At 69.4% G+C, this 14921-nt stretch carries 12 protein-coding genes; 2 read left to right on the forward strand and 10 right to left on the reverse strand.

Going from position 1 to position 14921, the window contains the following annotated elements:
• Positions 1–58: 58 nt before the first annotated feature.
• Complete coding sequence (locus ACWD3I_RS05760; protein WP_361485473.1) at positions 59–607, reverse strand: acyl-CoA thioesterase; 549 nt, start codon at positions 605–607, stop codon at positions 59–61.
• Between the two features lie 119 nt (positions 608–726).
• Here ACWD3I_RS05760 and ACWD3I_RS05765 point away from each other — a divergent pair, with 119 nt between their 5' ends.
• Positions 727–2025, forward strand: a complete 1299-nt coding sequence (locus ACWD3I_RS05765) for an LCP family protein (RefSeq protein WP_365403079.1) — start codon at positions 727–729, stop codon at positions 2023–2025.
• Here ACWD3I_RS05765 and ACWD3I_RS05770 read toward each other — a convergent pair.
• From ACWD3I_RS05770 to ACWD3I_RS05785, 4 genes are all read right to left on the reverse strand, one after another.
• Positions 2006–2851, reverse strand: coding sequence for a class I SAM-dependent methyltransferase (locus ACWD3I_RS05770; RefSeq protein WP_365403082.1), 846 nt, complete (start codon positions 2849–2851; stop codon positions 2006–2008). The genes ACWD3I_RS05765 and ACWD3I_RS05770 overlap by 20 nt on opposite strands.
• A complete protein-coding gene (locus tag ACWD3I_RS05775) occupies positions 2848–3345 on the reverse strand; it encodes a CbrC family protein (RefSeq protein ID WP_365403085.1) in 498 nt (165 codons plus the stop codon). Before ACWD3I_RS05775 ends, ACWD3I_RS05770 begins: the two co-directional genes overlap by 4 nt.
• Before the next feature lie 70 nt (positions 3346–3415).
• A complete protein-coding gene (locus tag ACWD3I_RS05780) occupies positions 3416–3775 on the reverse strand; it encodes a four-helix bundle copper-binding protein (protein ID WP_307029822.1) in 360 nt (119 codons plus the stop codon).
• 170 nt (positions 3776–3945) lie between these two features.
• The gene (locus ACWD3I_RS05785; protein ID WP_365403088.1) at positions 3946–5388 is read right to left on the reverse strand and encodes an LCP family protein; all 1443 of its coding nucleotides are present in this window, start codon (positions 5386–5388) and stop codon (positions 3946–3948) included.
• 126 nt (positions 5389–5514) lie between these two features.
• Between ACWD3I_RS05785 and ACWD3I_RS05790 the strand changes: the two genes are divergently transcribed.
• Entirely contained in the window at positions 5515–6558 is a 1044-nt protein-coding gene (locus ACWD3I_RS05790; protein ID WP_365403091.1) for a glycosyltransferase family 2 protein, read from the forward strand.
• A gap of 637 nt (positions 6559–7195) precedes the next feature.
• Here the strand turns inward: ACWD3I_RS05790 and ACWD3I_RS05795 are convergent.
• From ACWD3I_RS05795 to ACWD3I_RS05815, 5 genes are all read right to left on the reverse strand, one after another.
• Positions 7196–8752, reverse strand: coding sequence for an LCP family protein (locus tag ACWD3I_RS05795; RefSeq protein WP_365403156.1), 1557 nt, complete (start codon positions 8750–8752; stop codon positions 7196–7198).
• 270 nt (positions 8753–9022) lie between these two features.
• A complete protein-coding gene (locus ACWD3I_RS05800) occupies positions 9023–10639 on the reverse strand; it encodes an LCP family protein (protein ID WP_365403094.1) in 1617 nt (538 codons plus the stop codon).
• A gap of 98 nt (positions 10640–10737) precedes the next feature.
• A complete protein-coding gene (locus ACWD3I_RS05805) occupies positions 10738–12489 on the reverse strand; it encodes an LCP family protein (RefSeq protein WP_365403097.1) in 1752 nt (583 codons plus the stop codon).
• Between the two features lie 231 nt (positions 12490–12720).
• Positions 12721–14022 carry an LCP family protein gene (locus ACWD3I_RS05810; RefSeq protein ID WP_365403100.1) on the reverse strand — a complete coding sequence of 434 codons (1302 nt, stop codon included), beginning with the start codon at positions 14020–14022 and terminating at the stop codon, positions 12721–12723.
• Positions 14023–14139: 117 nt separating this feature from the next.
• Positions 14140–14895 carry a TIGR03089 family protein gene (locus ACWD3I_RS05815; protein ID WP_365403103.1) on the reverse strand — a complete coding sequence of 252 codons (756 nt, stop codon included), beginning with the start codon at positions 14893–14895 and terminating at the stop codon, positions 14140–14142.
• Between the last annotated feature and the right edge of the window lie 26 nt (positions 14896–14921).

A 14921-nucleotide genomic window follows, 5' to 3' on the forward strand; every position in this document is an offset into this window, starting at 1 on the left:
GGGCGCCCCTTCTCATGTCTTGCGGATGTCTTTGTGCGCCCTGGGTCAGTGCCCTGGGTCAGTCCTCGAACCCCTCGGCGGCCCGCTTCTCCCGCAGCTCCATGATCGCGCGGCGCCGGGCCAGCCGGTGCGTGCGGCGGATCTGGGCCTCCTGGTAGCGGCGCTTGTCGCGCTCGGTCTCCGGGAGGACGGGCGGCACCATGCGGGGCTTGCCGTCGGCGTCGACCGCGGCGAAGACGAGGTAGGCGGAGCCGACCTGGGTGGCCGGGTCGGACTCGTTCCATCGCTCGGCCAGCACCCGCACCCCGACCTCCATCGAGGTCCGGCCGGTCCAGTTGACCTGGGCCTTCACATGGACGAGGTCGCCGACGCGGACCGGCTCCAGGAAGGCCATCTCGTCCATGGAGGCGGTGACGGCGGGCCCGCCGGAGTGCCGTCCGGCCACCGCGCCCGCCGCGTCGTCGACCAGCTTCATGATCACGCCGCCGTGCACCGTCCCCAGAAGGTTGGTGTCGTTGTGGGTCATGATGTGGCTGAGCGTGGTGCGGGACGCGGATGTGGGCTTGCCCGGAATATCGGACTCCGCTGAGGGGGCCTGGTCTGTCATGGCCTCCACCTTATGCCGAGGTCGCAATCGCGGACTTTGTGTTGGGTTCGCAACAGCAGTGCCCTGATTTTCCTACGACCCTTGTAAAGGACACAGTCGTTCCCTGCACACTGGGCCCCATGAACGATTGGCCCGAGGCATGGTCCGACGAGAACCGCGGCAACCGGTACGGACGCGGCAGCGCGAGCGCACAGCCCGAAGGCGCGCGCGCGATGCGACAGGTCCGCCGGCCCGCCTCGGGTGCGTACGGGGGCGGCCCCGGCCAGTCCGCGCCGCCGCACGCGGGAGGGGTCCCGCAGCAGCCGGCGTACGGGAGCGGCGGTTACGGCGACGGCACCGCCGCCGACGGCTACGACAGCGGCTACAACACCGGCCAGGTCTACGGCGGCGGCGGACCGGGAGGTCCCGGCGGCGGTACGCGGGAGCCGCGTCCCGCGCCGAACTGGCGCCGCCGCATCAAGTGGACGGCGATCACCGTCGTGACCGTCCTGGTCGTGACGACGATCGGCACCTACTTCTGGGCCGACTCCAAGCTCAACCGCGAGGTCGACCTCTCCAAGGTCATCGACCGGCCGGACGCGGGCGAGGGCACGAACTACCTGATCGTCGGTTCCGACAGCCGTGCCGGCATGTCCGCCGAGGAGAAGAAGAAGCTGCACACCGGGTCCGCCGAGGGCAAGCGCACGGACTCGATGATGATCCTGCACACCGGCAGCAACGGCGACACGCTGATCTCCCTGCCACGTGACTCGGACGTGGAGATCCCGACGTTCACGGGCTCCGAGTCCGGCAAGACGTACCAGGGCACCGGCCGGCACGTGAAGCTGAACGCGGCGTACGCCGAGGACGGGCCCGAGCTGCTGGTCCGCACGGTCGAGTTCAACACCGGGCTGCGCATCGACCACTACGTCGAGATCGGCTTCGCGGGCTTCGCGAACATCGTGGACGCGGTGGGCGGCGTCGAGATCACGATCCCGAAGGGCGGCATGAAGGACACCAAGTCCGGTGCCGACTTCGAGGCGGGCAAGCAGACCCTGAACGGCGAGGAGGCCCTGGCCTTCGTCCGCACCCGGTACGCCCTCAAGGCCTCCGACCTGGACCGCACGAAGAACCAGCAGAAGTTCCTCGCCGCCCTCGCCAACCAGGTCGCGACCCCGGGCACGGTCCTGAACCCCTTCAAGCTCTACCCGACCATGGGCGCCGGCCTCGACTCGCTCATCGTCGACAAGGACATGGGCCTGTTCGACCTGGCCGACATGTTCTGGGCCATGAAGAGCGTCAACAGCGGCGACGGCAAGTCCATGAACATGCCGATCTCCGGTTCCTCCGGCGGCAACCTCGTCTGGGACAAGGCGAAGGTGAAGACGCTCGTGGAGCAGCTGAAGAACGACGAGACGGTCACGGTCTCGGGCAACTGAGCCGTCGGCCCGACGCGAGCAGCGCACGGTGGGGGAGGGCCAACCGGCCCTCCCCTTCGGTGAATTCGGCACTCAGTCGCTCGTACTCCCGCCTGATCCGTACGACGGTCTCCGGGGCCTGCGAGGTGACGACCAGCCCGATGGTGGCGACGCCGCCCGCCGCCCCGCTCCACCACTCCTCGACACCGGCCCGGTGGTCCCAGGCGAGCTCGCCTGCTGCCGCGTCCCCGAACCCGGCCTCCGCCAGCAGTCCAGCGAGGCCGTCCGCCGTACGGACGAAGTCCTCCCCGGGGTCGAGCCGTGGCAGATACGCCGGAGGAACCGCCCCCGCGGCCTCACAGGCCCGGCCGAGCAGCTCCTGTCCGGCTCCGCGCCGGGCGCCCCAGGTCGTCAGCGCCAGCTGTCCACCCGGCCGCAGGACGCGCCGGAGCGCGGCGAGGGCGGCGCGCGGACGACCTACGTGGTTGAGGACGAAGTTGCCGACGACGGCGTCGAACTCGCCGTCACCGTAGGGGAGTTCCGGCAGCGCGGCGACGCTCGCGTCGACCCCGAGCTCCCGGGCCGCGGCCACCATGCCGGCGTCGGCGTCCACGGCACGCACCCGCGCCCCGCGCTTCAGGGCCGCCAGAGCCGCCGTACCGGTCCCGGTGCCCACGTCGAGGACGTACGTCCCCTCCCCGACCCCGGACGCGTCCAGCAACGCCTCGACCGGGTGGGCGCACAGCCGGGCGAAGCTCCCGGCGTACGCCTGCGCCCGCCCGTCCCACATCCCGCGCTCGGCGGCGTCGAAGGCGTTCGTCCCGCCACTCACCGCTTCGCCGCTCATGTGAAGTCCGCGTAGGCGAGGTGCCGGTCGCAGTGGAGGCAGCGGAAGAGGTACGCCGTGGGCTGCCCGTCCGCGTCCAGCGCCTCGCAGAACTCCGCGCCGAACTCCGCCAAGAGGTCGGCCAGGGCGTCCGGGTGACGCCGTACGTCCGCGGCGCCCGCCGGGCCCAGGAACGCCGCCGCGTCACCGCAGTGGGTCAGCCACCGCTCCTGCTGCCAGCCGCGGAAGCCGGGGGTGCGCCGATCGACCTCGAGCCGCACCTCCCTCGGCACCCGCCCCTCGGTCTCCGTGAACTGCGCCTCGTACCGCTCGCCGGCGCTGCCGTCCGCGAGGCACCACGGGCACAGGGCCTGGGGGTCGGCGACGGCGTACACCGGACCGTCGTACACGAACCCGCGTCGCTGCCCGCAGCAGTCGCACGGCGCGTCGGACGGCACCACCGAGCCGGTGGCGAGCGGGTCGGGGTGGTAGCGGAACACGGGCAGGGCGGTCATGGGAAACAGCCTGCCGCACAAAGGATCAGGGGCACCCCGCGGGGTGCCCCTGATCGGCCTCAGGTCCGCCTCACATCGTGGCGCCCGCCATCGTCCGGCACATCTCCGCGCAGCGACGACACGCCTCGGCGCAGCGCATCATCTGTTCGTCGTCCGGCATGCCCATACACGCCTCGGCGCACATCTCACAGGCCTTGGCGCACATCGCGCACATCTCCGCCGACATCGGCGAGCGGCGCATCATCATGTCCGCGCACATGCGGGTCGTCTCGGCGCAGTCCATGAGCGCGCGCATGATCTGCATCTGGGCCTGGCCGCCCATCTGCATGCAGGAGCTCATGGTCTCCTCGCACATGCTGTGGCAGGACATGCACGCCTCGACGCAGTCCTGCATCTCCTTGCTCATCGCGGTCATTCCGGGCTGGGTCATGGCTCCTCCTGGGGGTGCGGGAGCCCCGGACGGGCCCCGTCGCCCTTCCGTCCTACGCCTGGACGGCGCCGGGCGCCATCGGGCGGACGGCAACAATCCGGAACGTAAGCGACGCAATCGTGCGGTCCTGGCCATTTCCCCAGGAAGGGCCATCGGGATGACGGAGTGCCCTACAGGCACCCCACCTCATCCCCCGTGACCACCCCGAACTCCCCCTGATACGGATCCTCCGCCCGCACCTTGCGCACCTTCTCGAAGTCCGCCCCGGCGATCACCTTCAGCACCGGTCCCTGTCCCGTCACCGCCCGCAGTTCGCTGCCCGGCAGGGCCGCCGCGAGGGACTTCGCGGAGCGGTCCCAGCGGGGGTCGTAGGCGACGACCGTGCGCTTGACGGTGCGGTTCGCGGAGGTCACCGGCTGGCGGGTGGTGCGGAAGCCGGTCGCGGCGAGCTGGGAGTCGACGCGCTTGCCCAGGCCGGCGGTGGCCGTGCCGTTCTCGACCTGGACGCGGATCTGCTGCGGGGCCACGCCCACCCGTACGGCCTTGCTCCTGGGCTTGTGCGCGGCGAGCGGTCTGTCGTCGCGCAGGGCCTGGAAGAGGCGGCCGGACTTCTTCGGGTCCCACTTCAGGGTGGAACCGACGCCCTTCACGGCGTATCCCATCTGCCCGATCGGGACCGTGGTGAACTCCGAGGAGGAGGGGGAGAAGTTGCGCATCGCCCGCCCGAGGTCCAGCAGTTCGTCCGTCCCGAAGCCCTTGTCGGCGCGTACCGAGCCGAGCACGGCCCGGGTGATGTCCCGGAACTTCATCGGGTTCAGCAGGATCCCGGAGGAGGTGGCCCGGTCGATCAACGCGGCCATGAACCGCTGCTGGCGCTTCATCCGGCCGAGGTCGGCGGCGCCGTCGATGTGCCGGGAGCGGACGTACTGGAGGGCCTCGCCGCCCATGAGCGTGTGGGTTCCGGCGGGGAGGTCGAGTCCGGTGTACGAGTCCTTGAGCGGGTCGGCGGTACAGATCTTCACGCCGCCGAGCACGTCGACCGTCTTCATGAAGCTGGTGAAGTCGACCTCCAGATAGTGGTCGATCTTCACATGGGTCATGTTCTCGACCGTGCGCACGGTGAGGTTCGGGCCGCCCTCCGCGTACGCCGCGTTGAGCTTGACGGGGTGGCCGTGGTGCGGTTTGCCGGTGGTCCGGTCGGTGTGCGCCGGTGTCATGGCGTACGAGTCGCGCGGCAGGCTCACCACGCTCGCCCGCTCCCGGTCCTCCGAGATGTGCACGATCATGACCGTGTCCGTGCAGTGGCAGGGGGCGCCGCCGAGCCGGTACTTCTGCCGCTCGGCCTCGGTGATCTTGTCCCGGCCGTCGGTGCCGACCAGCAGCACGTTCATGCCGTGGCCGGCTCTGGGCCGGTTCTTCATGTCCTTGAAGGGGTCCACGCGTGCGATGTCCGCGTCCAGGCTGGAGAGCACCGCGTGTCCGATCCCGGCCGAGGCGAGAATCACCACGGAGAGCGTTGTCACCGCCCGGGCGGCCCAACGAGGTTTCCGCCGTCGTACGGGCGGTCGTGGTCGGGGCCGGTGGGCGGGGGAGCGGCGGGGCGGCGTGGGCATGGGGGACACCTCCGCGAGGGCCGTACGTGGGATCATCAGCACCGTAGGCCCATACGATCTGCGGCCACCGGAACCACCCGGGCGGGGCGCATCGGTGTCCCCCGTTCGCGGTAACGTGAGCCCCCTATGAACGCCAAGCCCGACGTGCAGCTCCCCGCCGTGTCTGTGATCATGCCCGTCCTCGACGAGGAACGGCATCTGCGCGGAGCCGTCCAAGCGATCCTCGCGCAGGAGTACGCCGGCGAGCTGGAGATCGTGATCGCCCTCGGTCCCTCCAAGGACCGCACGGACGAGATCGCCGCCGAGCTCGTACGCGACACTGCGTCCCATGCGAACGGGCGTGTCCACACCGTCCCGAACCCGACCGGCCGCACGCCCGCCGCCCTCAACGCCGCGATCAAGGCCTCCCGCCATCCGATCGTGGTCCGTGTCGACGGCCACGGCATGCTCTCCCCGAACTACATCGCGACCGCCGTACGGCTCCTGGAGGAGACCGGCGCGCAGAACGTCGGCGGCATCATGCACGCCGAGGGCGAGAACGACTGGGAGCACGCGGTCGCCGCCGCGATGACCTCGAAGATCGGGGTCGGCAACGCCGCGTTCCACACGGGCGGCGAGGCCGGACCGGCGGATACCGTCTATCTCGGGGTGTTCCGGCGTGCGGCGCTGGAGCAACAGGGCGGCTACAACGAGGAGTTCATCCGCGCCCAGGACTGGGAGCTGAACTTCCGCATCCGTGAGGCGGGCGGGCTGATCTGGTTCTCGCCGGAGCTCAGGGTGTCGTATCGCCCGAGGCCGTCGGTGAAGGCGCTCGCCAAGCAGTACAAGGACTACGGCCGCTGGCGGCACGTCGTCGCCCGCTACCACTCCGGCTCCATCAACCTGCGCTACCTCGCCCCGCCGGCCGCGGTGTGCGCGATCGCGGCGGGGATCGTGGTGGGCGCGGCCCTGACCCCGCTCGGCTTCGTGATCCCCGGCGGCTATCTCGCGGCGATCGCCCTCGGGTCGCTGCCCGCGGGCAAGGGCCTGCCGCTGAAGGCACGGCTGCAGATCCCCGTCGCGCTGGCCACCATGCACATGTGCTGGGGCTTCGGCTTCCTGACCAGCCCGAAGTCATTGGCGAAGCGGGTCATCGCGTCGCGCCGGCCGGCGGTGCTGACGGAGGCCTAGGACGCGTCGAAGGCCCCCTTCCGGCACGGGAGGGGGCCTTCGAGGTCCGCGGCTCAGCCGCAGTGGACGCCGTAGTCGATGGGCGTGTAGTCGGAGGCGGCGCGGCCGCCCCAGTCGATGCACTTGTCCGCGGCGGAGACGTAGACCGGGCCCGCGTAGTACTTGAAGGTGCCGGAGTCCTCCTCGCTCGACTTCCACAGGGCGTCGGTGCGGTGCAGCCGCAGGTGTTGGCGCCCAGACCCATGGGCGTCCCCTGCGTGTCGCTGACGGTGACGACGCAGTTCTTGCCGCTGGCGCCGCAGTAGGTGAGGTAGGCGGTTCCGTCGCCGACGTCCATGGTGTCGATCACGCTGTAGCCGGAACGGCAGGTGCCGGCGTGGGAGGCCGCCGAGGCGGTTCCGGTGGCGGCGATCGTTCCGGCCGCCGTGAGGCCGAGGACGGCCACTGCGGAGCCGATCCGCTTGATGGTGGGCTTGGTTGAGTCCCCATCAGGTGCAGCTGCAGAACCGACATGATCATTTCATGAACGGCCGAGGCCCCGTCCGCGGGGGAAGGGGCCTCGGCCGTGGGTGAGTTCGATGGTGCTTCGGCTCAACCGCAGTGGAAGCAGCCGGAGTTCGGCACGTGGAGAGGGCCGCTACCAGGTGAAGTCGGGATTGACGTGCATACAGGCCTTGGTGTCCGCGCCGTTGAAGGTGTCCTCCGACTCGGGCAGCGAGTCGTCCTCCTCCGCGGCCTTGTAGGCCGTCCCCGAGCGCCAGTCCGCACCGACGACCAGGGTGACCCCGGAGACGTCCGTCGACTTCTTCACCGAACTCATCGGAACGCCGAGGGCCTTGGCGACCCGCTGGGCGTCGCCCTCCAGGTCGGCGCTGGGGTAGCGGACGACCGTCCTGGCCTGGCTGGGCGCCGTCGAGGAGTCGGACTTGGCCTCGGTGAAGCCCTTGCCGACCAGAAGCTCGGTCACATCGCCGGCTCGCCCCGTCACCGCCGTCTGCGTGCTGGTGCGGGTGCCGTTCTGCACCTGGACGGCGATCTCGTCGTCCGCGGCGGCCGGGTCGTCGGAGGTCTCGTCCGCCGTCTTCTTCTTGTCCTTGCCGTCGAGCGCGATGTCCTCACGGACCAGCCGGAACACCTTCTCCGCTTCCTCCGGCTTGGGCACCACCCGGTTGCCGTCCGAGGCGTACTGCCAGGGCATCGTCGTCATGGTGATGCGCTTGCTGGGGACCTTCCGCAGCTCGTTGCTCAGGTCGTACAGCTTCGTCACGCTGCCCAGTCCGTCGTCCACCGTCAATGCCTCGGTGGCCGTCTCGGCGAGCTTGCGCAGCTTGTTCGGGCTGTTCAGCGTCGCGTTCTCGCGCAGCTCGCGGACCATCGAGTTCATGTACTGGTGCTGGGCCTTGGCCCGCGCGATGTCGGTGTTGTCCTCGAAGCCGTACCGCGTGCGCAGCCACTGGAGCGCCTGCTCGCCCTTGATGTACGTGGTGCCCTTCTCCAGCTCCAGGCCCGAGCCCTTGCCCGAGGAGGTGTGCGAGCGGATGTTGGCGTCCACGCAGACCGGTACGCCGCCGATGGCGTCCGCCATCGACACCACGCCCGCGAAGTCGACCATGATGAAGTGGTCGATGTGGATGTCGGTGAGTTTCTCCCAGGTCGCCACCGTGCAGCCGGGGCCGCCACGGCCGAGGGAGTCGTTCGTCATCGCCGAGGTGAGCGCCGAGTAGGTCTTCTCGGTGTCGGGGTCCGTGCACTCGGGTATGTCGACCAGGGTGTCGCGCGGCATGCTGACCACCGACATGTTGGAGCGGTCCGCCGAGACGTGCAACAGCATCTGGACGTCCGCGCGCGGCGCGGTGTTGTACGTGTCCTTGGCGCCGCCGAGCTTCTGGTTCTCCTTGCTGTTCCGCGCGTCCGAACCGATCAGCAGGATGTTCAGCGGGGTCTGCCCGGCGGCGTTCGCCTCCGTCTTGGCCGCTCTGTCCTTCGCGTTGCCGAGGTTCAGGTCGTCCTTCTTGATGTTGCCGTTGAGGTGCCGGTAGTAGAGGTATCCGGCGCCCGAGGTGCCGAGTATCACCACCGACAGCACGATCGCGGACCAGCGCAGGGCACGGCGCGCCCGTCGTCTGCCGTCTCTTCCGCGCCGTCCCCCGCCGTGCCCGGCCGGCGGCCCGGGGTCCTGCGGTGTGAGGGACATCGTGTCCTCGACCGCGGGAACCTCGCCGCGCACACTTTGCGCCAACTCCCTGCCTCCCCACCCTGCGCCTGACGGACTGCCGAGCCTCCCCAGCCCGGCGGTCGGCTGTGTGCCTGGTCCGCCTCGTCGGAAGCGTACGCGAGAACCGTTGTCGAATACGCTGTCGAAGCGCTGTTCGAGCTCCGGGACCTGAGCACGCTTCATCATTCTGCAGGCAGTTAGGAGTTTGCTGTGGGGTGCGGAGCGGGGGAGCGGATCGTCAACCGGCCGCTACCAGCGGTACGGCTCGTACACGTCCATGCACTTGCTGCTGTCCGCCCCGTTGAGCTCGTCGGAGGTCGACGGCAGGTCCCCCGCCTTCGGGTCGGACTTCCTCGGGTACGTGGTGCCCTCGCGCCAGTCGGCGCCCACGACCAGGGTGACCCCGGAGACGTCCGTCGACTTCTTCACCGAACTCAGCGGAATCCCCAGGGACTTGGCGATCCGCTGGGCATCGCCCTCCAGATCCGCGCTCGGATAGCGCACCACGGTCCGTTCCTCGGCGAGCCCCGCCGTGGTGTCCGCCGACGCGCGAGCGAAGCCCTTCTGCACCAGCTGCCCGCTGACGGTCCGGGCCCGCCCGTCGACCGGGCCGAGCGAAGAGGACTGCGTGGCGTTCTGCACCAGGACGCCGATCTGGTCGTCCGCGGCCGCCGGGTCCTTGGAGACCTTCTCCTGAGTCTTCTTCTTCCCCGAGTCCGTCCCGTTGTCGTCGAAGGGCACGTCGTCGCGGAGCATCTGCCACATCTTCTCGGCGTCGGCCTCCAGCGGGACCAGGTGGTTCTTGTTCTCCGGATCCTCGATGTTCGGCATCGTCGTCATGGTGATCCGGTCCGCCGGCACCGACTTGAGCTGCTTGCTCAGGTCGTACAGCTTCTTCACGCTGCCGATCTCCTCGGAGACGTCCAGCGACTTCGTGGCAGCCTCGGCCAGGTCCATCAGGCGCCCGCCGTCGGTGAAGACGTTCTGCTTCTTCAGCGTGCGGATCATCGAGTTCATGTACATGTGCTGGGCCTTCGCCCGCAGCGGGTCACTGCCCCACGCGTGCCGGGTGCGCAGCCACTGGAGCGCCTCCTTGCCCTTGATCTCCTTGCGGCCGGCCTTCATCTTGAGGCCGGAGCCGCCGGGCACATTGGGCAGCGGGCGGTCGTGGACGTTCTGGTTCACACAGACCTCGACGCCGCCGACGGCGTCCGCCATGCGCACCACGCCGGCGAAGTCGATCGTCATCCAGTGGTCGATGTAGACCCCGGTGAGGTTCTGCCAGGTCGCCAGCGTGCAGCCGGCCCCGCCGCGGGCCAGCGTGGTGTTGATGATCTCTCTGGTCGTCGCCGGGTAGACCTCGTCCGTCTCCGGGTCGGTGCACTCGGGGATGGACACCCGGGTGTCGCGCGGGATGGTCACCACGGAGGCGCTCTTACGGTCCGCTGCCAGGTGGATCAGCATCTGCACATCACCCAGCGGCGGGTTGCCGCGGTTGTCCTTGCTGCCGCCGAGCTTCACGTTCTCGGCGGAGGCACGGCTGTCTGAGCCGATCAGCAGGATGTTCAGCGGGGTCTGCCCGGCCGAGTTCGGCGCGCTCTTCTTCGCCTTGGAGTCGCCGCTGCTGCGCTCACCCGTGCCGAGATTGCCGTTGAGGTGCTGGTAGTACAGGTATCCGGCGCCGGCCGTGCCGAGTATCAGCACCGACAGCGTCGTCGCGGACCACCTCAGCACGCGGTGTTTGCGGCGCGTCCGTGCCCGGCGTCTGCCGTGTCTGCCCCCGCTCCCGCTCCCCTCCGCGGCCCCCTCCCGAGCCTGCGGGACGCCCCCTCGCGTCTGTTCCCCCTGCACACTGTTCTGGGTCATCTCCCCGGTCCCCTCCCCACCCTGACAGCACTGAACAGGCCTGCCGTTACGCCCTGTTAGACGTACGACAGGCCTGTCAGGTCACACACTTCACACGGTCAACTCGCGCACTTGACCTCGTTCGCCGTGGTCTTCGCAACTTCCGGAGTCGACGCCGAGGAGGAGTTCATCTTCACCCCGGCCCCCTTGAAGTCCTCGCCCAGCGTCAGCGTCATGGTCGGCAGACCCTGGGAGTTGGTGACGCTCTCGCCCGGCTTCATCGCCGATCCGGACAGCCCCATGATCGCGGCCAGCCTGCGGGCCTGGTCCGCCTGGTCCGGGGCGTACTCGAGGGTCGTCTTCTTCAGCGTCTTCTCCGCGTTGCCCGCGTTCTCCGACTTGGACACACCCGCCTCGGTCTGGAGGTAGGTGAGCTCCTCCTGGGCGCTGCCGCCCGGCGCCCCGCCGTTGAGGATCTGCACCCGCACCTCGTCGGCGGCGGACTTGGTGCCCTTCAGCCGGGCGGCGACCGCGGCCTTCTCCTTCTTCTCCTTGGCCTTGACCTCGGTGAAGGAGACATCGTTCTTGATCATGTTGAAGACCTGCGGGCCGCTCGCGTCGTCGACGACGACGGTCGCCTTGACGACCTCGGTCGGGTTGTCCTTCACCGGAACCGTCAGGAAGGTGATGTTCTTCATCGGCACCTTCTTCAGCTCCAGGGCCACGTCTTTGAGCGTGCTGGCCTTGCCGATGCCCGTGTCGACGGTGAGCGCCTTGGTGGCGGCATTGGCCAGCTTTATCAGCTTCGTGGGGCTGGTGAGGGTGTCGCCGGCGGTCATCTTGCGCATCAGCGAACTCATGAACTGCTGCTGGACCTTGATGCGGTCCAGGTCGCCCTGGTTGCCGAAGCTGTGCCGGGTGCGGACGAAGGCGAGGGCCTGCTCGCCCTCGATCGTGGACTTGCCGGCCGGCAGGTTGAGCTTCGACTCCTTGTCGTTGACGGCCTTCGCCAGACAGACCTCCACGCCGCCGACCGCTGTCGTCAGCGTCTTCACCGCGTTGAAGTCGGCCATCGCGAAGTGGTTCACGTCGATGCCGGTGATCTCCTCGACCGTCTTCATGGTGCAGCCCGGGTTACGGCCGTCCTGGCCGAGGCTGGTGTTGAAGCGGACGTTCTGCGTGCCCGGGACGACCTTCGTGTTGCCGTCGTCGTCCGTGACCTCGCAGTCCGGGACATCGACGATCAGGTCCCGCGGGATGCTCATCGCGGTCGCGTTCGTACGGTCCTTGGAGACGTGCAGCAGGATGTTGGTGTCGGCGTGTCCGACGCTCCCCTTGTCGCCGTAGCCCTCGTTGCCCGCGCCGGTCCGCTTGTCGGTGCCGATGATCAGGATGTTGAAGGCCTCGTCCTTGCTGAAGCCGTCGTCCGCCACATTGCCGACGTCCTCGGTCGTGACGTTGCCCTCGAGGTGCTTGAGGTACAGATAGGCGGCGCCGGCGGTGCCGATCAGGACGAACGCCATGACGCCGCCGGTCCACATGACGGCCTTCTTGGCCTTCGACTTCTTCTTGACCGGCCGCCGGCTGCGCCGCCCCGGCAGTGGTTCTTCGGGCGCGCCTCGGCGTCTGCGTGGCGGCGGCACGTCACGGCCGGGTGCCTCGGCAGGCGCCGTACGGCCCGGCGCTGCCGACCGGTTGCGTGTTGCCCCGCCCGCACCGCCGGAGCGGGGAGCGGATCTACGAGGTCCTGGCACCGCTGATTGCGGTGCGGAAGGAGTCAGTCGCAGTTCGTATTCGCCAGTGGTCGGATTGAGTACCCACTGGTCTGCGGGGTCGATGTCGTCCGCCCGCCCACGGCCTTGCGCGTCCACGGTTGTCTGAATCCTCCGTCGGGGCCACGCGGCGCCTTCCCCCTCAAAGGCGCTCGGGTCTCGGTCACACTGTGCCCGACCCCAGGAAGCCCTGATGGCCGGATGCACAGGATCGCTCACACTATCCGGCCAGTTCGTCGTCAAGCGACGACGGTGACAAATTCCACGTCCCTACAACTGGTCAATCCGCCCCATTTCCTTGGACACCTGTACGTCGCCTTGGTAATCGCTTTACTTACAGGTGTCCTCGGCGGCGGTGTTTCCGCGGAACGTCGGCGCGGGCGAAACGGCCGCGACGGGCTCATCGGGCCGTTCTGCACCGGACTTGCCGTCGTAGCGGTCCCCGTACCCGGAGTAGTCGTCGTCGTGCGGCTCCTCGTGGGAATCCGCTTCTTTTTGCGAACCGTCGCTCGAATTGAGGCTTTTTGTCGCGGAATCCTGTGGAACTTCCTCGGCAACCGCCACCGGCTGATCCATGCGCAGCCGTTCGAACAGCTTCTCGGCGTCGGCTTGTACGAGTTGGTCGCGATTGGCGTCGTGGGCGTACGACTCCCTGGGGACGGTCAGGAATTGCACGCGTTTGGTGGGGATGTCGCGCAACCCGCGAACGAGGTCGTACAAACCGCGCAGGTTAGCCAGATCCGGGTCGGTGGTGAGCGACGAGGTCGCCGCGTCCAGCAGGGGATAGAGCTTCACCGGATTCAGCAGGACGTCATTGCTCTGCACCTTGTTGACGAGCGCCGCGAGGAACCGCTGCTGGCGGTCCATCCGGTCGGTGTCGCTGCCGTCGCCGAGCGACTTGCGGGCGCGCACGTACCCGAGGGCCTGCTCGCCGCTGAGTGTCACCCTGCCCGCCGGCAGGTTCAGCTTGGCGGCCTTGTCGTGGATGGGCTCGTCCAGGCAGATCCGTACGCCGTCGATCGCGTCGACCATGTCCTTGAAGCCGTGGAAGTCGACGACCACGTGATGGTCGATGCGAACTCCCGTGAGTTTCTCGACGGTTCGGATCGTGCAGGCCGAACCGCCCTTCTGGAAGGCGTAGTTGAACATCGCGAACATCGGCTCGGTCCGGCTGCCGTCCGGCTGCCGGCAGGACGGCACGTCCACCATCAGGTCGCGGGGGAGCGAGACCGCGGTGGCGCTGCGCCGCCCGGCGGCGAGGTGCAGCAGGATGGTGGTGTCCGACCGCTCGGTCCCCGAGTCCCGCCCGTACCGCGCGTTCCCGTCCCCGGACCGTGAGTCCGACCCGATCAGCAGGATGTTCTGCGCGTCCTTGACGAGCGCGGTGGGCCGTTCCTTCTCGTACCGGGCGAGCTCCGCGGCCGCCGCGTTGTCCGGAGTGATGTTGCCGTCCAGCTTCGCGTACACCGCCCACCCGGCCCCCACGGCGGCCAGCACGGTGACGGCCACCCCGACCGCCCCGAACCGCAGCCACCGCCGCCGACGCCGTCGTATCAGCCCGTTCCCCGTCGCGGACGCGCCCGCTCCCGGACCGAGGGTGCCTTCAGAGGGCGTACCAGCGGTGTCGGTCACGTCCGGATCCACCCCTCATGGCGTACGAGCGTCCACTGCGGCTGCTCCTACGACCATGGCGTGGATGGCGGGCGGGGGGTGAGCGGTGGGGGGCCGAACGGGGGACCCCGAACAGCCCTAGCGAGCGGTGACGGTGACCCGCTCGCTCTCGATCCGCTTCGCCAGCCCTTCCTCGCCCAACTGCTCCAGGTTCCGGCACAGCACCACGGACCCGCCGGTGGCCAGCGGGGAGTAGAGCCCGGCGCTGAGCCCCTCCCAGGTGTCGTACGACATCCCGGACAGGAGCCGTGAGCCCGCTCCCGTCAGTCCGAGTCCCGTCGCCTCCGCGGTCGCCCGCTCGACGACCTCGGCGCCGCTGAACTCCCGCCCGGCCACGATGAGCGCCGGCTCCTCGGGATCGACCGGCGCGAACGGCGCGAAGCGGTCGCCCTGTCCCGGCACCTCGACGGCGTAGTCGGCGAAGCCGTCCGGGGCCTGGGGGAACCGGCCGCCCAGCGGGCGCAGCGCGAGGGCGATGCGCGAGCCGGAGCAGGCCCGGGCGGCGTCCAGGGTGTCCGGGCCGCTCACCACGATGTCGGCGGCCTTGGGATCGCCGGCCACGTCCGCGACCACGCCCACCGACGAGCAGGCCAGCAGCCACACCGCCGTCTGCCAGTGCGCCGGCAGCAGCAGCGCGACCCGGTCGCCGGGCTCCGCGGACAGCTCGCCCTGGAGCAGATTGGCGGTCTTGGCCACCCAATTGGCGAAGGTGGCCACGGACAGTTCGACGCGCTCGCCGGTGGCGTCGTCGTAGAAGGTCACCAGGGGGCGTCCGGCGTCCGCGGCGAGCGCGGAACGCAGCAGGTCGGCAGGGGTGCGGTCGGTGGTGGTCACCCGCGCAAGCGTACGCGGGGGCGGCG

The organism is Streptomyces sp. NPDC002817 (assembly GCF_053592055.1).